Source organism: Arthrobacter sp. FW306-2-2C-D06B (assembly GCF_021789175.1).
In the GTDB taxonomy this organism is placed as follows: domain Bacteria; phylum Actinomycetota; class Actinomycetes; order Actinomycetales; family Micrococcaceae; genus Arthrobacter.
On record NZ_CP084560.1, the window covers coordinates 1172454 to 1192141 of the forward strand.

The following is a 19688-nucleotide window of genomic DNA, read 5'->3' on the forward strand; positions in this document are numbered from 1 at the left end:
TGGTGGTTGGGGGAGGTCAGCCGATGGCAACTATTGTTGACAGAGCTATGGCTGAAAGCACAACGAGGATCATCCTGCCTGTGGAAAACCCGCGCCAATGTCGGTAGAAGATCGCCAGGGCAAGAACAGCCATCGAGGGGAAATAGGCCCAATATCCGGGGACCTCCCGCGGTTGGATGACACCGAAAACCACGCTGAATAGATTCACCGGGATCGTGGCGAGAATGGCGATCACAAAGAAGGCCCCGATATTGAAGCGACCGGCGAGTACCGATTTTCCCGGGATCACGCGCTTGTCCAAGAAGGCGGCGAGGGAAAAGTACAAAGCGATGATTACCGCGTAGACAAGAAAGAACAAAACGGTGCCCACCGTCATGGAGAGATTCAGCAGGCGATCGTCCCCGATTTCCGACCGCACGTCCGCCGGAACGTTCGCGCTGAGATGCCTCCTGGTCAGGGGAAGCCGCAGAGCCACCAAAGCCATCAGCAGAATGTAGCCCGCGATCCACAGACCGCGGGACGTGGAGACCAATTCCCTGGCTGTTGCCGATGGCTCAGGCCGCAACTTTCCCACCTTCGCGACGCTGATCACGGTTTCGGACTCTCGGCCGTCTTCCGTGCTGGTCATGAATTCCTCCTCAGGTCTTTAGCTGGATCACGATGGCCTCGATGGCGGCACCGAGGACTATCAGGGCGATGGCAATGAGCAAGGTGCCGAGGGAACGGGCCATGTCGTCGATGAACGAGCGCACAGTTGCGGGCTCGTTCTTCATCAGCAGCCTGCGGGCGAGGCCCGCGGCGGGCTGGAATCCGGCGGTCGCCGCCATCACCAGGCCGAAGAATTCGAACGGGACATACCAAATCACGTCTGCAACCAGGCCGGTCCCGCCGACGGAATGCACCCCGAGGGATACCGTCGCTCCGACATACAGCGCCAGGATTCCGGCTCCGAGAAGCGTAGTCAGCCCAAGGGTCGCGACCCCGGAATAGAGCACCAAGGCCGCGCCGACGTTCCGTCCAAGGATCTGGAGGAAGTCTTTGCTGTAGAGGGGACTCCCACCCATATCCCTGGCGTCCCGGATCCAGGACAAGTCCACGGCCGAGTAGCCGAAGACGGCAATGGCTGCCATGGCCAGGCCCGTGCTTGGGAGCAACCATCCAGGGATGCTCCCAAGCACGCGTGCTGTCTTAGCAAGCATCGATTTAGGCGACTGCTTGCGCCCGGCCGATGCGGAAGAGGATGCTTCGAGCCGTTGCGATCAAGGCACCAGTGATTCCTGCCCCGAAGATTGTGCCGATGACAACGAGGGCCCAGCCTCCGACCTCGATGGCGTGCATGATCTGGGACGCCGCCGCGGCAGAGATGCCAAGGGACCCCGCGATCCATGAAACAGCCAAGCTCGCACCGAAGATGCCAACCACAGCCAGCGCAGCCGCGGCCGCAGCCTGAAGCCCGGTCCTTTTCGTCATTGTTGATTCCACTTCAACCCCATTTCTTGAGTAGAACGACCAGCGGTATCGCTGGCCTTGAATTGCGGTGCCCTCCCAAAAAGGAAGGCCATCCACGATTCAGATTCTCTCGGTGAAAATGGCGTCTACGTGTAGAAAAGGGAAAAATCAGTGTGCCAAAGGCCGTTTCTCAGTGTGAACAAGCCGGATCTCAGTGTGCGTGCGGGCCCGTCTACGTGTTTAAAGGCAAAAACACTGAGAGCCGGTTGCGGCCTTCATCATGGCCGCGGCAACGCTACCGTCGCGTCGACGGCGCCTTGGCCGGAGAACCGACAATGAACGGCCGCGTGTTGAGCGGTTCGACGGGAACGACTGGAGGCTTGACGTCAGCCATCGGCGCCGAAGACTCAGCGTGGGAACCGGTTCCGAGCCCCCGAACCGTCCAGCCCTGCGCCCGCCACACTCCGGCGTCCAGGACGTTCCGCGCATCCAGCACCATCCGGCGTCGTACGAGCGAGCCGACAGCGGCTGGTGAGAGGGCTCGGTATTCGTCCCATTCGGTGAGCAGCAGCACCAACTCAGCGCCTTCGAGCGCGCGTGTGGTGGACGCTTCGAAGCGGAGCTGGGGGTAGCGCATCCAAGCATTGTTGATGGCCTTGGGATCGGTCACGGTGACGTGGGCGCCGGCCGCGGCCAGTTGGAGAGCGACGTCAAGGGCGGGGGAGTCACGGATGTCGTCGGTGTCCGGTTTGAAGGCCGCGCCCAGCACCGTGACGGTGCGGCCGGACAGGAAGCCCTTGCACATTTCACGGGCGACGTCCACGGCGCGGGCGCGCTGGCCCAGGTTGATGGAATCGACCGTCCCCATCCACTCATCAAGGGAAGGCACGGACAGCGCTTGTGCCTGTGCGCGGAACGAGCGGATGTCCTTCGGCAAGCAGCCGCCGCCGAAACCCAGGCCAGCGTGGAGATACCGGTTGCCGATGCGCGGATCCAGTCCCATCGCCTCGCTGAGCTCGGTAACGTCGGCCCCTGAGGCGTCGCAAAGCTCGGCTATCGCGTTGATGAAGCTGAGCTTCGTGGCGAGGTACGCATTTGAGGCGGACTTGATGAGCTCGGCCGTCGCGAAGTTGCAGACCAGCCGCGGGATCCCGGCGGAAATCAGCGGTTCGTAGACGGCGTCGAGCGCAGCCGTGACCGGGGCCCCGGCGGCGGAGTCCTTGCCGCCCGGAACGCCGTACACCAAGCGATCCGGTACCAGGGAGTCCTTCACTGCCGTGCCTTGGCGCAGGAATTCGGGGTTCCAGCCGAGCAGGACGTCGGGCCTGCGGGCAAGGATGCCGCGGAGCATGTCCACTGTTCCCACCGGAACGGTGGATTTGCCGACGACGGCGGCGCCCCTTGCGAGGTGCGGGAGGAGGCTCTTCGTGGCCGCGATCACGTAGGAGAGGTCCGCGGTGTCCGAGGTCTTGGACTGCGGGGTGCCCACGCAGAGGAAGTGCGTCTGGGCATCGGCGGCATCGGCGAAATCGGTGGAGAACGTGAGCCGCTTGGTAGCGAAGCCGTCGCGGAGAAGTTCATCAAGGCCCGGTTCGTGGAAGGGCGCGAAACCCTTGTTCAGGTGGGCCACCTTCTGGGCGTCGACGTCGATGCCCACCACGGTGTGGCCCATCGACGCGAGCGTTGCGGCGTGCACTGCGCCAAGATAGCCGCAGCCTACAACGGAGATTTTCATGCTGGGAGTCCTTTGCTGGAAGTCACGGAAATGGTGGCAGGCTCGGCCGGCTGAAACGCGGTTGCCTGAAGTTCGGTTGCCTGAAACTCGGCTGCCTGAACCGGGTGGCTGGGAGCAGTGGCCGGCTCCGCAAGCGCTTCACCGGAGATCACTGCCTCGTAATGCTCGACGAGTTGGGCGCTCAGCACCGGCCAGGTCCGTCCTTGGACCGACGCGAGCGCTGCCAGTCCGAACGCGCGGCGTTTGGCATCGTCGCCCACCAGGTCCTGCACGTAGGCCCGCAGCTGTTCGAGATCTCCCGGCTCGTAAAGCCAGCCGGTGCGCGAGTTCTCCACGAGATCGAGGGGACCGCCCCGGCCGGTGGCCACGACGGGAACGCCGGACGCCATGGCTTCCTGGATCGTCTGGCAAAACGTTTCGAACTCGCCGGGATGGACGAAGAGGTCAAAGCCGGCCACAACTTGAGCCAATTCGTCGCCGCCCAGGAAGCCGGTGAAGAAGGCGTTCGGCAGTGCCGCTTCGAGGGCAGCGCGTTGCGGGCCGTCGCCCACAATGACAAGCCTGGTTCCCGGCAGATCCGCCAAGACGGCAAGGTCCTCCACCTGTTTCTCGATCGCGAGGCGGCCGACGTAGCCGATGATGCGCTCGCCGTGGGGCGCCACCGAGGCGCGCCACGCCGTCGAGCGCTTGGTGGGGGAGAACCGCGCGGTATCCACACCGCGCCGCCACATGCCCACCCTGAGGATCCCGCGGCCGCGCAACTGGTTGAGGGCGAACGTGGACGGGACCAGTGTCCGGTCTGCACGAAGATGGATGTTGTCTACCCGGTTCCATGCCCAGTTCTCCAGCATGGGGAGGCCATACCGGGCGGCGTAGCTGGGGACCTCGGTTTGATAGATGGCAACCGTGGGGATGCCGAGTTGGTGCGCAGCCTGCACTGCCCGCCATCCGAGGACGAACGGGGATGCGAGGTGGACGACGTCCGGTGCGTAGTCGGCAAGGATTCTCTTGACCCGGCTCACACCGCCCAACGCCACCCGCACATTTGTGTATCCGGCCAGCGGCACGGAGGGGAGGCGGTGGACAAAAGCGCCGTTCACGACGTCGGAGACAGCGGTGTCCGACGTCGACGGCGCAATCACCATCACTTCGTCGCCTCGCTCTTGCAGATGCTCCAGCACCCGCAGGATGGAGTGCGTGACCCCGTTCATGAGCGGCAGGAATGATTCGGCAACGATAGCGATCCTCACCCCTCCACGGTGTGCGCGGAGGTTGGCGAAGCGGGGGAATGGGCGTGACTGCGAGGGGAAGGTTTGGTTAACAAATTGCTGTTGTTTCCCCGAGTGGAGGATCCGTACCGACGGAAAATGCGCAACTCTAGGTAATTACGCAGCTGAAAGACGGGTAGAAGTCACTCTTATTCCCTACCATCGGCCCGATTTACGGTGACAACGGTAATGAACCTCGTGGCCATGACTGGGGCTTGTCCCGGGCACCGGGGTATTTCGGCAAGAGGGCGATGACTGGGCGGCGCGCCCTCACAGGCTGAACAGCGCTGGGTGCATCACCCTGCGCCGCCCGCATGTCCGGCCAGGCCGTTGTCTAGAATCGAGCCAGACCCTATGAAACTCTTCTACCGTACTGACCAGGTTGACCAGCACCGGACGTTCCAAGAGACGATCCGCGGTAAGTGGTTCACCTGGTTCTCCACCCTTGTGGTGGTACTTGCTTTCACCGGCGTCACCGCCGGGATCACCGCACCCGCGGCCCAAGCCGCTAATCCCACCGTGGTCACGTTGACCTTTGACGACGCAAATGCCGACCAACTCACCGCCGCGCAGACCATGCAGAGCCTGGGCCTGGTGGGTACTTTCTTCACGCCGTCCGGATTCATCAACAACCCCAATTACATGACGACGAGCGACATGCAGGGCCTCGTGGCGAATGGCAATGAGATTGCCGGCCACACTGTCACCCACCCGGACCTGACCACTGTGACGCTGGATGAGGCAACACGCCAGATTTGCAACGACAGGGTGAACCTCACAAACCTTGGATTCACGATCACTGACTTCGCGTATCCGTTCGCTGCCGAGAACGCATCCCTCGAAACCGTAGTCAAGAACTGCGGGTTCAATAGCGCCCGCAATCTTGGTGACATCAAGACGCGGTTCAGCTGCGCGGGGTGCCCGCTCGCCGAGACCATCCCTCCTGCCAACCCTTACAACACCGCGGCCCCGGATGAAGTCGACAACACTTGGACCCTCGCAGACCTGCAAAAGTCAGTCACCCAGGCGGAGCCGGCAGGCGGGTGGGTCCAGCTCACCTTCCACCACATTTCAGCTACCAGCACGGATCCGCTGAATATCACCCCGACCCTGTTCAACCAATTCGCCACGTGGCTCAAGTCCAGGCCCGCAACCACCACGGTCAAGACGGTGGCCCAAGTGATTGGCGGAACCGTCAAGCCGCTTGTCTCGGGACCACCGGCGCCACCGGAGGGTACCGGCAACCTGGTCAAGAACCCAAGCCTTGAAACCTTGGTCAACGGGGCTCCGCAGTGCTGGGCCGCAGCAGGGTATGGCACCAACACCGCAGCCTTCTCCACCGTCAGGCAGGCACACACAGGAAAAGTCGCCGAACAGCTCGTGGTCACCAACTATGTCGACGGTGACGCGAAGTTGCTGCCCACCCTTGACCTAGGCGGGTGCTCGCCCACAGCCACACCCGGGAACTCCTATTCAATAGGTGCCTGGTATAAATCGACCACAAGCACCCAGTTCGAGCTCTACTACCGGATCGGCGTGGGCTCGTGGAAGTACTGGACATCGAGCCCCTGGTTCTCAGCGGCCACGACCTTTCAAAAGGCCACGTGGACAACGCCTCCACTGCCTGCTGGAGCGAGCGGCATCAGCTTCGGGCTGAACCTGTTCAGCAACGGCACGCTCACCACCGATGACTACGAGATGTTCGACGTCGGCACGCCGCCACCTCCTCCGCCGCCGCCACCAGCCGGCGGCAACCTGGTACAAAACCCCAGCCTTGAAACGGCCGGTACGGGCTCGTTCCCGCAGTGCTGGCAGGCCGGTGGATACGGCACGAACACCGCCACGTTCAGCACGGTTGCTACCGCGCACACCGGTACCAAAGCGGAGAAACTCACCATCACGGGATACTCCAGCGGTGACGCGAAACTGCTGCCCACCATGGACACCAGTACGTGCCCACCTGCGGCCGTCGCAGGACACACCTACTCGGTGCGTGTTTGGTACACCTCCACAGCCGTCACACAGTTCGCTTTGTATTACCGTGACGCCTCGAACAACTGGGTGTACTGGACCTCCGGACCGTGGCTGAATACCGCCACTACCTATACACAGGCAAGCTTCACGACGCCGGCGCTTCCTGCCGGGGCCACTGCCATCAGTTTCGGGTTGAGCTTGTTCAGCAACGGATCGGTCACCACCGACGACTATGCGATGTACGACAGCGTGGGAGCTCCGCCGCTGGGCTGAGCATCTGAGATTCACTGAAACAACTGAGGGCGGCTGACTAGCCGCCCTCAGTTGTTTTATCTGGCAGCCTTCAGAACGTCCGGCAGCTCGTCAACGAATACGGTCCCGGGCGGCTCGTAGTAGATGACAAGCACCTCGTCACCCACGTTGAAAACACTGCTCTTGTCGAAGGGATACGCGTGGAAGGCGCTCGTGCCGCCGTGGAACGGCAGCATTACTTCCCCCACAGTGCCTGGCCCGATTCGACCCGTAACCCTACCGATTTTGCCCGTCAGGCTCCGATCAACCTCTTTGTGCATCGGTGTCCCTATGCATCAGGGGTTTTGGTGGGCCGCTTGGGCGGCTCCTTGCCGTTCTTGAGGGCTGCAGTGATCGAGGGCAGGTAGTTGCCCACCTGGGAAAGGATCCCGCCCACCATGCTGTTGAGGCCCTCGCCACCGTTGAGGACCGTCAGGTTTCCCACGTGGGCAAAGGGTTCGGCCGCGGCTGCCACGATCGCAGGCATGTTCTCGGCAAGCTGCTGGGAGATAACGGCCTCTTGGTTGGTTCCGAGAGCCTCGGCACGGGCCTTGATGCCGTCCGCTTCCGCCAAGGATTTGGCCTTGATGGCGGAGGCTGCAGCATCACCCCGGGCCTTGGTGGCTGCCGCTTCAGCTTCACCGGTGATCTTCGTAGCTCCCGCAATGGCGGCCGCCGCCGTGGCGTTGGCCTGCGCTTCGACTTCCACTTTGCGGGCGTTCGCCTGGGCCTCGAGTTCCGTGCGCCGTGCCCGCGCCTCGGACGCGCTGATGTCGGCAGCCTTTTGGGCTTCCGCCTCGGTCCGCTGGGCGTACGCCTTTGCGTCGGCAGGCTTCCGGATGGACGTCTGGAGCTTCTGCTCCTCCCGGTCTGCCTCGAGCTTTGCCACTTCGGTTTCCTGGACCACCACTTGCTGGCGCGCCGTGGCATCAGCCAGCGGTCCTGCCTGGGCGGCATTGGCCCTGGCCGTTTCGGCATTGGCTTGCGCCGCTGATTGCTTGATCGCCGAGATGCTTTGGGCGTCCGCGATCTGGGCGGCTGCCTCGGCTTCCCTCTCCGCGGCCTCGCGGTTCCTGGTGGCTTCAGCAATACGGGCCTCCATTTTGACCTGCGCAATGTGCGGTTTGGCCAGGTTTTGGATGTAACCCGTGGGGTCCTGGAGATCCTTGATCTGCAGGGAATCAACCACTAGGCCAAGCTTTTCCATTTCTATGCCGCTGGCGCTGCGGACCAACGACGCAAGTTTGTCGCGTTCACGGATGATCTCTTCCATGGTCATGCTGCCAATGATCGAGCGCAAATGCCCCTCAAAAACGTTGTAGACCTGGCTTTGCATTTTGGGCTGCTGGCCGAGAAACCTCCTCGCGGCATTCGCAATGAAAGGCGCGGCATCCCCGATTTTGTAAATAACCACGCCCTCCACGATCACCTGGATACCTTGCGAGGTCACGCAGTTGACCTGGAGTTCTGTTTCATTCAGCGTGAGGGACAAAGTCCTTACGGTTTGGAGCCCGGGGACCACCAAGGCGCCTTTCCCGGTGACGATTTTGAAATCCATTCCATCCCTGGTGTCCAAACTTCCGCGGGTCAGGCCGGAAATGATCAATGCCTCGTTTGGTTCAGCCACCTTCCACATCAATTTGATGAGCAGCCGAATGACGGCAACGGCGACAACTACCCCCAATACGGTGACAAGAAGGGGGAGATAAGCAACGAGGTCGAACATGACTGTCCTTTCAACGGCAAGCACCCAAGCGGCTCGTGTAGTCAGTCTGCGGTGGTCTGCTCCAGGAGTCCAGCAATTTGTTTACCTACAATTGACACAACGGATGCTCTTAGGCGTGCGTTCCCGCCAACGATTCAGTCCTCGCCTCTGGAATGCCTTCAGCAGGGACGCCGTCGCCCTCTCGCCCGTAGAGCCAGTCGTTGTACTGGAAGTCGCCGTCCTGCCGGCTCTTGAACAGCAGGTTCCGCAAGACGCGCGCGACGCCGGACACGTGCCATGACTCTCCCCAGACGCGCGCGGTGCGCTGAACACGGGCCGTGCGCGCTGCGCGGGCTGAGTTGAAATCGCCGATGGCGCGGTCCCACGCTCCGTTGTCCACGCCGTCGTCGGTGAACACGGAGCCGACCGTGCAGTCCTGGAGGACCGCCGCGTCTTCAAGCGCCTGGCAGGCCCCCTGGGCCAGGTACTGGAGCATGGGATGCGCGGCATCGCCCATCAACACAAGGCGGCCGTCGATCCAGTTCTCGATGGGATCGCGATCGTACATGGGCCAGCGGATGCCGGTCGCCAGGTTCCGGAGCGCCAGCTGTACTGCCGGGATGCAGTCCTTGTAAGCGGCCTCGAGTTCGTCGACGCCTCCGTACTGTTCCTCGCCGCGCTCGAACGAGGGCGATTTGAAGACCGCCACAGTGTTGAGCAGTTCGCCTTTGCGCAGCGGGTACTGCACGAGGTGGCAGTCCGGCCCGAGGTAGACGACGACGTCCTCGAGATCGGTCGCCGGGGTCTCAGGTGTGATGGGCACAGTTCCGCGATAGGCGACGTACGACGACGACACCGGTCCGTCCTGCGCGACGGCGGCGCGGAGCGTGGACTTGAGGCCGTCGGCGCCGATCACGACGTCGGCCTCGTAAACGTCGCCACTCGACGCGTGCGCCACGCCGCGGCCGTTCACGGTCTCGACTTTCTCGACGACGACGTCGTTCACCAAGCGGACGCCGGCGTCTTGGCAAGCCTCCAACAGGATCCGGTGCAGGTCGCTGCGGTGGATCACCACGTACGGGGCGCCGTAGCGCTCTTCGAATTCGCCATCGAGGGTCTGCCGGGTGAGTTCCTCACCGCTCAGGGCGTCGCGGAACACCAAGTGCTTGGGCCGGACGCCGATCTCGAGCGCCTTTCCGAGGAGACCCCAACGCTTCAGGACGCGCGAGGCGTTGGGCGCCATCTGTAGTCCCGCCCCGACCTCGCCGAACTCGGGAGCCCGTTCAACCAGCGTCACCTCGGCGCCGTTTGCGCGGAGGGCCAAGGCGCCGGCAAGGCCAGCCATCCCCCCGCCGACGACGAGGACTTCAGTGGACGGTTTGCGGTCAGACATTGCGGGCTCCTACAGAGGTGGTGTTTTTGGATTGGATTTCGGGGGTTTTGATCTTGGCCGTTTTGATCTTCGCGCCGATCGCGCCGAGCAGGATGGCCGCGACGGCGGCGGCCCCGGCGAATGCCAGGAAGTTCGAGTTGACGCCGAGCCCGGCCGCGAGCAGCAGTCCGCCTACTTGGGGTGCGGCGACTGCGCCGATGCGGCCGACTCCGAGGGCCCAACCGAGCGCCGTGCCCCGCAAGTGCGACGGGTAATGGCTGGCCACTGCCGCGATGATGAGGCACTGGGTTCCGTGGGTGCCCACCCCGGCCAGCACCAACATGACGTAGACAAGCCCCACGGGCGGCCCCGCCACGAGGACGGCCAGCGCGACGGCGGCGACGGCGGCCGCCGCGATCGCCGTCGGGATCGGACCGAAGCGGGTTCCCGCCCAAGCGGTGGCAACGGAGCCGACGACGGCACCAAGGTTGAGTGCCAGCGCGAACGTCAAGGCTGATCCGAGGTTGTAGCCGGCAAGTTGCATCAGGTTCGGCAGCCACGTGCCCAGGCCGTACCAGGCAAAGAGCGTCACGAGGGTGGAGATCGCGAACAGGAGGCTCATGCCGAGGTACGGGGCGCGGAGCAGGGAATTGAAGCCCGCCTTCTTTGCGGTGGGAAGGGATTCCGGAAGGGTCGCCGGGAGCGTTTCCGGGAGGAAGCGCATGCCCAGCGGAACCACCACGAGCAGGGCCACAGCGGCCACAAGGAACATGACGGGCCACCCGAATGCGGGAATCAGCGGAATGCCAGCCAACGCGGCAATCGAGCCGCCGATCGGCACTCCGGACATCATCAGCGTGGCGATGGTGGACCGCCATTTGGCGGGCACCAGTTCCGCGACCAAGGCATTTGCCGAGGGAACAAGTCCGCCGAGGCCGATGCCGGCCAGCAAGCGCAGGCCCCCGAAGACCAGGGCGTTCGGGGAGAACGCGCACAGGATGGTGAAGATCGAAAACAGTGCGGCGCAGGCGATGATCGTCCGTCGGCGGCCCCAACTGTCTGACATCCTGCCGGCGAAGATGGCTCCGAGCATCATGCCCAGGAACGCCATCGAACCGACCGTGCCGGCCGTGGCTTTGGTGAGCCCCCAGCCTGTGTCGGTGATGAGGGACGATTGCACAGTGCCGTAGACGATGAGGTCGTAGCCATCGAATACTACGAGCAGCCAGCAGACAAGCACAGCGGTGGCGGAACGCTTGGAGAAGCGGGCGGAGGCCCCGGGGGATTGGTGAAGGCCGTGTTGGGTCCGTTCCGGCGCTGCAGCGGATGGTGTGTGATTCATCCCACCACTGTGTGGCCGTTGTTTGCGTGGCCCAATAGAATTCTGTGGTGCAGAATCTTCCAGCCCGCAAGAAGCCGGCCTATTCCATCGAAGCCGTGGACAATGCCCTACATCTCCTTCAGCTCCTGCGTGACGGCGGCAGCCTACGGCTCAAGGACGCCGCCGCGGAGCTGGGAGTTGCCCCTTCCACCGCCCACCGGCTGTTGGCCATGCTGGTCTACCGCGGGTTCGCGGTCCAGGACGAGACCCGCCGCTACGTGCCCGGGCCGGCCATGGGGGTTGGCCCGGCGGGACTCAGTTGGAGCCGTCTGCTGCGCACCGTGGCGCAGCCGCACATGGAACTCCTGAGTGGCCGGATCAATGAGACCGTCAATATCATGGTTCGCGTCGGTACCAAGGTGAGGTTCCTGGCCACGGTGGAGGGGACCAACGCCTTGCGGGTAGGCGACCGGCAGGGGACCGTTCTGCCCGCGAACAAGGCCTCGGGCGGCAAGGCACTGTTGGCCGAGCTGGAGCCCGCCATGATTGAGCAGTTGTTCCGGAGCCACAATGCCGAGATTGGCGGGGACAACATTCCCGACGCCGACTATCCGGCTTTCCTCCGCGAGCTCGAGACGATCCGGAGCAACGGATTCGCCGCGAATTTCGAGGGCACCGAGGAGGGGATCAGTGCCCTGGGGGTGGCCCTCCACAACAAGGACGGCGTTGCAGTGGGCGCCTTGAGTGTCGCGACTCCGGTGGCAAGGTTCCGCAGGCTCTTCGACAGTGGACTCGTGGGCATCATGCGGGAAACCCAGCGCCAATTGGAGATCGATATCGCAGCGAATCCGGCCGAGTCCCAGCCTTAACCCACCCAACTAGCTCGCAGTAGATGTCGTTATGGGCCCTCAAAACGACATCTACTGCGAGTCAGTTGGGTCAGCGAGCCTGTCAGTTGGGCCAACGGATTCTGACTAGCAGAATTTTCTGGAGATCACTTGAGGGCTTCCCTAGGGTCTGGAGTACGCCAAAACTGTCCCGTACCCCTCGAGGAGGCTCCTGTGTCCATCAGCGCCGATAGCACAACACATGAATCAGTTGCCGCCGCGCACGCGGTGCCGGAACCGACTCCCGAGGAAGCTGCCCAGCTCAAGCAGTTGTACCGGGATTTCGAGGCCGGGAACCTGATCCCGCTCTGGACCGAGATCGCGGACCTGATGCCGATGGTTCCGTCCCCGAAGGCCGTGCCGCACGTGTGGCGCTGGAACGATCTGTACCCGCTGGCGGCCCGTGCCGGGGACCTGGTCCCTGTGGGCCGCGGCGGGGAACGCCGGGCCATCGCGTTGGCCAACCCGGGCCTGGCCGGCACGCCGTATGCGACGCCGACGTTGTGGGCGGCCATCCAGTATCTGGGCGCGCACGAAACAGCCCCGGAGCACCGCCACTCGCAGAACGCCTTCCGGTTCGTCGTCGAAGGTGAAGGCGTCTGGACCGTTGTCAACGGGGATCCGGTGGCGATGCGTCGCGGGGATTTCCTGCTGACCCCGGGCTGGAACTTCCACGGACACCACAATGACACCGACCAGCCGATGGCGTGGATCGACGGACTGGACATCCCGTTCGTGCATTACGCGGACGCCGGGTTCTTCGAATTCGGCACCGAACGGGTCACGGACGAGGCCACCCCGGACGTTTCGCGCTCCGAGCGGCTTTGGGCCCATCCGGGCCTGCGCCCGCTGTCCGGGCTCGATGACACCACCAACTCACCGATCGCGGCCTACCGCTGGGAGCACACCGACGCGGCCCTGCGCGAACAGTTGCTTCTCGAGGATGAAGGCCACCCGGCCACGGTGTCCCAGGGCCACGCCGCCGTGCGCTATACCAACCCGACCACCGGCGGGGACGTCATGCCGACGATCCGCGCGGAATTCCACCGCCTGCGGGCCGGTGCCTCGACCGAGCCGCTGCGTGAGGTCGGCTCCAGCGTGTGGCAGGTCTTCGAAGGGACCGGCACCGTGGTCCTGAACGGGGAGTCCAAGGTCCTGGAAAAGGGCGACCTGTTCGTGGTCCCGTCCTGGGCTCAGTGGTCGCTTCAGGCGGAGAGCGAGTTCGATCTCTTCCGCTTCAGCGATGCGCCTATTTTCGAACGACTGAATTTCAACCGCACGTACATCGAAGGACGCAACAAATGAGACTCCTCACCCTCCGCACCGGCGCCGGAACGACGACGGCGGTCCGCCAGGACGGCGACGTCCTCACCGAGATCGACGGCTTCTCCGATGTCGGCGCCCTCCTGCAGGAACCCGCCTGGGCGGCCATCGCGGAGGCGGCCCACGGCGCAACGCACGCGTACGACGGCGCCGACCTCGCCGCCGTCGTGCCCTCACCGGGGAAAATCATCTGCGTGGGCCACAACTACCGCAACCACATCAAGGAGATGGGCCGCGTGGTCCCGGAATACCCCACCCTGTTCGCCAAGTACGCCGAATCCCTGATCGGGCCCAACGACGATCTGGCGTTGCCGCAGGAATCGGACACGGTTGACTGGGAGGCCGAGCTCGCAGTCGTGATCGGCAAGAAAGGCCGGCGGATCAGCGAAGCGGACGCGGCCGATCACATCGCCGGGTACTCGGTGCTGAACGACATCAGCATGCGCGACTACCAGTTCCGCACTGTCCAGTGGCTGCAGGGCAAGACCTGGGAGAAGTCCACGCCGTTCGGGCCGGCCCTCGTCACCAAGGACGAGTTCACAGCCGGGCCGCTCATGACCTCCGCGGTGGACGGCGAGGTCCAGCAGAGCACCCCCACGGGGGACCTCGTGTTCACCCCGGAATTCCTCGTGTCCTACATCTCGACCATCATCACGCTGAACCCTGGCGACGTCATCGCGACCGGCACGCCCGGCGGTGTCGGCCACGCCCAGGACCCCAAGCGCTACCTCCAGGAAGGCCAGCTCCTGGTCACCACCATCGAGGGTCTGGGCCAGCTGAACAACCGCGTGGTCAAGGAAGCCTGATGGTCGCCCGCCACGACCTCACTACCGATCCGGGCCTGCAGGAACAACTGCTGCAGGCCCGGCGGGGGACCGCGTTCTTCGCCCGCAAGCTCAACGAACTCTCCGACGCCGGGCTCGACGGCGGTTCGCTGCTTCCCGGCTGGAGCCGCCGCCACGTTGTAGCACACGTCGGCTATAACGCCCGGGCCATCGCCCGCTTGGTGGAGTGGGCTTCGTCCGGCGTGGAGACTCCGATGTATCCCTCCGTCGCGGTGCGGGATGAGGAAATCAACTTCGGCGCCACCCTTTCTCCCATCGCGTTGCGGAACCTCTTCGACCATTCCGCCGTGCACTTGAGCGTGGAATGGCGGGACCTGCCCGAGGACGCCTGGCACCACACGGTGCGCACGGCCCAGGGCAGGGAAGTCCCGGCGTCGGAAACGGTCTGGATGCGCACCCGCGAAGTCTGGGTGCACGCCGTCGACCTCGACAACGGGGCATCGTTCGGCGACATCCCGGCGTCGGTACTGGAACGGTTGCTGCGGGACATCACGTCTGCGTGGGCCACCCGCGGCACCGATGCCGGGTTGTTGGTCAGAGTCGCCGGCACCGACCTCACGTTCGGCGATCCGGACGCCGCGGTCGTGATCACCGGGCCTCTCGCCGGCGTCGTGCAGTGGGCCACCGGGCGCGGGACCGGCGGGGTGGCTGGGGGGACTGGGCCGGTGCCGGCGGCGCCCAAGTGGATCTGACGGCGTCGGGCATACAGAAGGTTGGCACAGCTCCCGGCTTCTTCACCGCAGGAACTGCACCAACCGCTTGTATGACTATTCAGATTTGGCTGTAGACCCTACCATTGGCGGCTCCTGTAATCCCGGGCTAGCTTAATCCGGGCTTGTGAATGGGCTATTTTGCGTCGTCAGCCAGATGCCGTGAAAACATCCAGCCTGCGGCGACCATCAGGATGCCCAAGACAATGAACGTCCAGTTGTCGAGCGTGTTCAGCGACAGGAAGTTGGCCGCCGAATCAACCCCGACACTCAGTCCGTACACGCTGAGCACGATGTACAAGGCACCGAAGCCCATCAGGACATTGCGTGCGCTATGGCCGCCCGAGCGGGCCATCGCCCAGCTGGTTCCGCCGATCAGCAGCTGCACAATGTTGAGCAGCAGCGACACTTGGAACGCACCCAGGAGCATTGCGTGCGAATTTGGCCCGAAGAACTGCAATTCCCCGTACCGCATGGTGATGCCCGGAATGAATCCGAGAAGGCCCACCAGCGCCATCAGAATACCTACACCCATGCCGATGTTCTGGATGTCCGTCCGTCCAAAGTGAACACCATGTGCATGCGGGGTTGCGGTAGTCATTTATGCCCTCCATCCACCTTTGCGAACAATCCAATTTTACGTCTGGCATATGCAAAAAGCGCTGGGATCGGCGCCGCCCGGCGCCGCCCGGGGCGCCGACGGCTGGCCCCGACGGCGCCCCGACGGCGGGCCCCGACGCCCGCTCACTTGTGTGGCGTTTTCCCCTGACCCCCGCTCACTTGAACGACGGCGGCACGGCGGTCGTGCACGAGCGCTTGGCGTTCGCCCCGCACAGGTGAGCGGGGGTTGGCCGGGAGGGGGATATAGGTGAGCGGGGGTTGGTGGATTCGCGGGCCGTCCGGGCGCCTGCCGGGGGAGCGGGGCGCGCCGTGGCACGATAGAACACGATGAAACTGCGCGCTGATCAGACCGGTGACCATGGCCTGCCCATGCCTTTGTGGCTGCAGGGTGCCCTTGAGTCGGCCCAGGCCGCTATCATCTCGGCGCTCGTGGTGGTCCTGCCGTTGATCGGAGTCTGGGCAACTAACGGATTCCAGAACCACACCATCGATTTCCTGGCACGCTTGGCTGGCCAAACCTGGCTCCTGGTCCACGGCGTCCCGCTGCAGCTTGCCACCGTCAACCTGGGAACCGCAGGCCTACCGGGGTCCGGGATGCTGTCCCTTATCCCGCTTGGACTGACTTTGGTCCCCTTCCTCCTGGCATGGCGCGCGGGCCGCCGGCTGGCCAGGGCTTCCTACACGGACCAGCTGTGGCAGGCCTTCTTCGGAGCGTTGCTCGTCTACGGCGCATTCGGCGCGGCGACCGGATTCGTCTGTCGCACGCAGGATGTCGTCATCAATATCTGGTTCGCTGCATTAATTCCCCTTATCCCGTTCGGCCTCGGCATGGTGGTGGGCGCCCGGCGTGAGTCCGGCTCCTGGAGCAGGCTCATTGGGGTCGACGCCGTCGATTGGCTCGCACGCACAAGCCAACATTCCCGTTGGGCCGGGTCCTACTTCGGCTCCGCCATCAAGGCCGGATTCGTGGCGATCATGGCGGCCATGACGCTCTCCGCGACGCTGCTCGCCGTCGACCTTGTCATGCACTGGACGGATATCATCGCTGTTTACGAAGGCCTGAAAGCCGGGGCCCTCGGCGGTGGCGTCCTCACAATCGCCCAGCTCGGCTACCTGCCCAATCTGGCGGTTTTCACTTTGGCTTGGTCATCCGGCGCCGGCTTCTCGCTCGGTGTCGGCTCACACGTCGGGCCGCTGGGCACCGTCGTCGGGCCGCTGCCAGCGATTCCTGTGTTCGGCGCACTGCCCACCGGGCAGCTCGACCTTGGCGCCGCGGCCCTTGCCCTTCCAGTGATCGCCGGTCTGTTGGCAGGCTGGTGGTTCCTGCGTGCGGGGGAGAACCACTTCGACGAATGGCTTTCCATCAAGATCAAGGCCCGCTGGTTCACGGCTCCTGTTTCCACGTTGATCCTTGGCGCGCTCATCGGGGCCGTAGCAGGGGCTTTGGCGGGATGCCTCGCCTGGCTGGCGCGCGGTTCCGCCGGAATCGGGCGTCTCACCGAGATCGGCCCCGACCCGCGGGGGACGGCAGTCTGGATCGCCGCGGAGGTGGGGATCGGCGTCGTGATCGGTTACTGGGTGGGGCCCTGGCTCGAGAGGCGGCAGAAGCTCCGCGAAGCGGATCTCGACGATGCCGTGTACGACGGCGACCGCCGCTAGGGTACCCGCCTCACCTTGCTGCGCCCCCGGCTAGCGCAATCCGGAGGGAATGGAGTTCTGGAAATCCATCTGGCACGAGTTCTGGGCGTGGAGCGTCAGGGCGGCTCGCGCACAGTCCTGCAGGGTAGTGATCTGTTTGAAGAACACTACGGCGGTGATCACCAGCAGGCACATGACGGCCGTGACCACGAGCCCGGAAATGGTGCCAAACAACACGATGCGTGGCTGCTTGAACCGGATGGTCCGCACGAGGACGACCACTCCAAGCACCCCCGCGATGACGGTGAGGATGCCACTGAGCCAGACGTAGCTGATGTTCAGGATGTAGACGAAGATGGCGCCAAGCACGGTCAGCAGGAATGTCCTGAACAGCGTTTGGGTAACGGCAAGCGCTGATTTGGCAGCCTCGCTCTGTGGCTGATGCTGCGGGGTGGGTCCAACGCCGGAATTCATGTTTTCCAGCCTACGCGAGCCAGCCATAAGCTAGTGCAATGCGCATTGTTGTCCTCGTCTCCGGAACCGGTTCCAACCTCCAAGCTGTCATCGACGCCGTGAAGGCGGGCGAGCTGGACGTTGAGATCGCGGCTGTGGGAGCCGACCGGCCGGGTACCTACGGCGTGGAACGTTCTGCCGAAGCCGGACTGGACACTTTCGTGGTGGACTTCAAAGACTACGCGGACCGGGCGGATTGGAACTCCGCACTTACCAGAGCCGTTGCCTCCTACGATCCGGACGTGGTGGTTTCCTCAGGGTTCATGAGGATTGTCAGCCCGGAATTCATCGACGCCTTCGGCGGCAAATACCTTAACACGCACCCCGCACTGCTGCCCGCTTTCCCGGGTGCCCACGGAGTCCGCGATGCCATGGCCTATGGCGTGAAAGTGACTGGCTGCACCGTCCACTGGGCCGACGCCGGCGTCGACACCGGTCCCATCATCGCCCAGGAGGCAGTCGAAATCGCCCCGGACGACACCGAAGACACCCTGCACGAACGCATCAAGGTGGTGGAGCGCAGACTCCTTGTCCGGACCCTCGCCGAGCTCGCTGCGGGAAAACACGCCTGAGTCCTCGTTCGGCCCAACTGACTCGCATTTGTTGTCGTTATGACGGCTCAAAACGACAACAAATGCGAGCTAGTTGGGGAAGCGGGGGAGCGGGAAGCGGGGGCATGCTCAGTCGAGGTCGAGCTGCTTCGTCTCGGGCGCAAAAAACGCCATCCACACCACGGACAGCACAATGAGCCCGCCCGCCAAGGCGAAGGACGTTGCCAAGCCAAACTCGGGCCAGAAATACGAGGCGAACACGAGCGGCCCGATCCCGGCTCCAACCCGTGAGAACGTGGAGGCCCAGCCGAAGCCGGAGCCCCGGAGATCGGTGGGGTAGAGCTCCGACACGTAGGTATAGAGCACAGGGATGGCCACCTGGATAACGAAGCCGAACGCCAGGAGCCAGAACACTGCAGCGTCAGGAATGTCCACCACCAAGGAAACGATCACCAGGGTCAACGCGGACAGCGGGCCGCTGATGGCCAGGATCCACTTGCGGCCGACGCGCTCCACCAGCACCGCGGCGACCGCCACGCCCAGGAGTCCGACGCCGGCCATCCCGGCTGTCGTCACGAACGCCTTGTACTCCTCGAATCCGGCGCCGATCAGAATCCGCGGCATCCACGTCAAGCTCAAGTAGTAGACCAGCAGGATGCTGAAAAACAGGGCCCAGGCCGCCGTCGTGATCTTCCAGTTGAACTGCCAGACGCGGCGCAGCTGCCGCCACGCGCTGCCGGCGGAGAGGCGGGGCGCGTCCTGCGGCGCGGGCAGGCTGTAGGCGCGTTGCTCGGCTCCCGTGGCCAGGACGAGACTGTCAATGACGTCGGCGGCCTCTTGGCGCCGGCCCTTGCGGATGAGGAAGAGCGGGGATTCGGGCACGCTGCGCCTGATCCAGAACACCAGCAGGGCCGGCAACACCATGACGAGCATGGTCAGGCGCCAATCGGCAAAGGCCGCAACGAGTCCGGCCGAAATGAAGCCGCAGAGGGCTGCGCCCACGGGCCACCAACCATCCATTGCGGTCAGCACCTTGCCGCGTTGCTTCCGCGGGGTGAACTCACCTACCAGGGCGTAATCCACCGGAATGCAGCCGCCCAGGCCGAAGCCGGCCATGAAGCGGAAGACGCAGAACCAGATGAAGTCCGGCGCGAAAGCTCCCAGGACCGTGAAGATGGAGAAGATGAGCAGGGTGGCGGTGAAGGCCCGCTTCCGGCCGATCGTGTCCGCGATGGTGCCCCAGGCGAAGGCGCCCAGGGCCATGCCGATCAGGTTGGCAGTGCCGATCCATCCGGCGTCTGCGGGCTGAACGGACCAATGCTTGGAGAGGAGCGGAATGAGGATCCCGTTGAGGGTGACGTCCCAGGCATCGAACATGAAGCCGAGGCCACCGATCAGGAAGATCCGGCCCTGGACCTTCCACCGCCACGGCAGCTCCTGGACAACCTGCTCGCCGCTCGGGACGGTTGTGTAAGTATTCATTTC

At 64.0% G+C, this 19688-nt stretch carries 19 protein-coding genes; 7 read left to right on the top strand and 12 right to left on the bottom strand.

Going from position 1 to position 19688, the window contains the following annotated elements; genetic code table 11:
- Positions 1-16: 16 nt before the first annotated feature.
- From LFT47_RS05615 to LFT47_RS05635, 5 genes are all read right to left on the bottom strand, one after another.
- On the bottom strand, positions 17-628 hold the full coding sequence (locus tag LFT47_RS05615) for a hypothetical protein (protein WP_236816058.1): 612 nt from the start codon (positions 626-628) through the stop codon (positions 17-19).
- 10 nt (positions 629-638) lie between these two features.
- Positions 639-1178 carry a hypothetical protein gene (locus LFT47_RS05620; protein ID WP_236816060.1) on the bottom strand — a complete coding sequence of 180 codons (540 nt, stop codon included), beginning with the start codon at positions 1176-1178 and terminating at the stop codon, positions 639-641.
- 25 nt (positions 1179-1203) lie between these two features.
- Complete coding sequence (locus tag LFT47_RS05625) at positions 1204-1470, bottom strand: uberolysin/carnocyclin family circular bacteriocin (protein WP_236816065.1); 267 nt, start codon at positions 1468-1470, stop codon at positions 1204-1206.
- Positions 1471-1744: 274 nt separating this feature from the next.
- The gene (locus LFT47_RS05630; protein ID WP_236816066.1) at positions 1745-3184 is read right to left on the bottom strand and encodes a UDP-glucose dehydrogenase family protein; all 1440 of its coding nucleotides are present in this window, start codon (positions 3182-3184) and stop codon (positions 1745-1747) included.
- Positions 3181-4434, bottom strand: coding sequence for a glycosyltransferase family 4 protein (locus LFT47_RS05635; RefSeq protein ID WP_236816068.1), 1254 nt, complete (start codon positions 4432-4434; stop codon positions 3181-3183). The genes LFT47_RS05630 and LFT47_RS05635 overlap by 4 nt, the downstream gene beginning before the upstream one ends.
- Positions 4435-4806: 372 nt before the next feature.
- Between LFT47_RS05635 and LFT47_RS05640 the strand changes: the two genes are divergently transcribed.
- Complete coding sequence (locus tag LFT47_RS05640) at positions 4807-6699, top strand: polysaccharide deacetylase family protein (protein WP_236816071.1); 1893 nt, start codon at positions 4807-4809, stop codon at positions 6697-6699.
- 56 nt (positions 6700-6755) lie between these two features.
- On the opposite strand, the gene LFT47_RS05645 is transcribed toward LFT47_RS05640, so the two are convergent.
- The 4 genes from LFT47_RS05645 to LFT47_RS05660 form a co-directional block, all read right to left on the bottom strand.
- Complete coding sequence (locus tag LFT47_RS05645; protein WP_236816073.1) at positions 6756-6926, bottom strand: hypothetical protein; 171 nt, start codon at positions 6924-6926, stop codon at positions 6756-6758.
- Positions 6927-7006: 80 nt separating this feature from the next.
- A complete protein-coding gene (locus LFT47_RS05650) occupies positions 7007-8443 on the bottom strand; it encodes a flotillin family protein (protein WP_236816075.1) in 1437 nt (478 codons plus the stop codon).
- 109 nt (positions 8444-8552) lie between these two features.
- Positions 8553-9815 (bottom strand): FAD-dependent oxidoreductase, encoded by a 1263-nt coding sequence (locus LFT47_RS05655; protein WP_236816077.1) that lies wholly within the window; start codon positions 9813-9815, stop codon positions 8553-8555.
- On the bottom strand, positions 9808-11136 hold the full coding sequence (locus LFT47_RS05660) for an MFS transporter (protein WP_236816079.1): 1329 nt from the start codon (positions 11134-11136) through the stop codon (positions 9808-9810). Before LFT47_RS05660 ends, LFT47_RS05655 begins: the two co-directional genes overlap by 8 nt.
- A gap of 47 nt (positions 11137-11183) precedes the next feature.
- Here LFT47_RS05660 and LFT47_RS05665 point away from each other — a divergent pair, with 47 nt between their 5' ends.
- From LFT47_RS05665 to LFT47_RS05680, 4 genes are all read left to right on the top strand, one after another.
- Positions 11184-11984, top strand: coding sequence for an IclR family transcriptional regulator (locus LFT47_RS05665; protein ID WP_236816081.1), 801 nt, complete (start codon positions 11184-11186; stop codon positions 11982-11984).
- 192 nt (positions 11985-12176) lie between these two features.
- Entirely contained in the window at positions 12177-13307 is a 1131-nt protein-coding gene (locus LFT47_RS05670) for a cupin domain-containing protein (protein ID WP_236816083.1), read from the top strand.
- Complete coding sequence (locus LFT47_RS05675; RefSeq protein ID WP_236816084.1) at positions 13304-14131, top strand: fumarylacetoacetate hydrolase family protein; 828 nt, start codon at positions 13304-13306, stop codon at positions 14129-14131. The genes LFT47_RS05670 and LFT47_RS05675 overlap by 4 nt, the downstream gene beginning before the upstream one ends.
- Positions 14131-14862: a maleylpyruvate isomerase family mycothiol-dependent enzyme gene (locus LFT47_RS05680; protein ID WP_236816085.1), complete on the top strand. Its 732-nt coding sequence runs from the start codon at positions 14131-14133 to the stop codon at positions 14860-14862. The genes LFT47_RS05675 and LFT47_RS05680 overlap by 1 nt, the downstream gene beginning before the upstream one ends.
- 154 nt (positions 14863-15016) lie before the next feature.
- Here the strand turns inward: LFT47_RS05680 and LFT47_RS05685 are convergent, their stop codons facing one another.
- Positions 15017-15481 (bottom strand): DUF4383 domain-containing protein, encoded by a 465-nt coding sequence (locus tag LFT47_RS05685; protein ID WP_236816087.1) that lies wholly within the window; start codon positions 15479-15481, stop codon positions 15017-15019.
- Positions 15482-15828: 347 nt separating this feature from the next.
- Between LFT47_RS05685 and LFT47_RS05690 the strand changes: the two genes are divergently transcribed.
- Entirely contained in the window at positions 15829-17160 is a 1332-nt protein-coding gene (locus tag LFT47_RS05690) for a cell division protein PerM (RefSeq protein WP_236816088.1), read from the top strand.
- Positions 17161-17190: 30 nt separating this feature from the next.
- On the opposite strand, the gene LFT47_RS05695 is transcribed toward LFT47_RS05690, so the two are convergent.
- Positions 17191-17613, bottom strand: coding sequence for a hypothetical protein (locus LFT47_RS05695; protein ID WP_236816090.1), 423 nt, complete (start codon positions 17611-17613; stop codon positions 17191-17193).
- A 38-nt stretch (positions 17614-17651) separates the two neighbouring features.
- Here LFT47_RS05695 and purN point away from each other — a divergent pair, with 38 nt between their 5' ends.
- Positions 17652-18224 (top strand): phosphoribosylglycinamide formyltransferase, encoded by a 573-nt coding sequence (gene purN, locus LFT47_RS05700; protein ID WP_236816091.1) that lies wholly within the window; start codon positions 17652-17654, stop codon positions 18222-18224.
- A 108-nt stretch (positions 18225-18332) separates the two neighbouring features.
- Here the strand turns inward: purN and LFT47_RS05705 are convergent, their stop codons facing one another.
- The gene (locus LFT47_RS05705; RefSeq protein ID WP_236816092.1) at positions 18333-19685 is read right to left on the bottom strand and encodes an MFS transporter; all 1353 of its coding nucleotides are present in this window, start codon (positions 19683-19685) and stop codon (positions 18333-18335) included.
- Positions 19686-19688 lie beyond the last annotated feature (3 nt).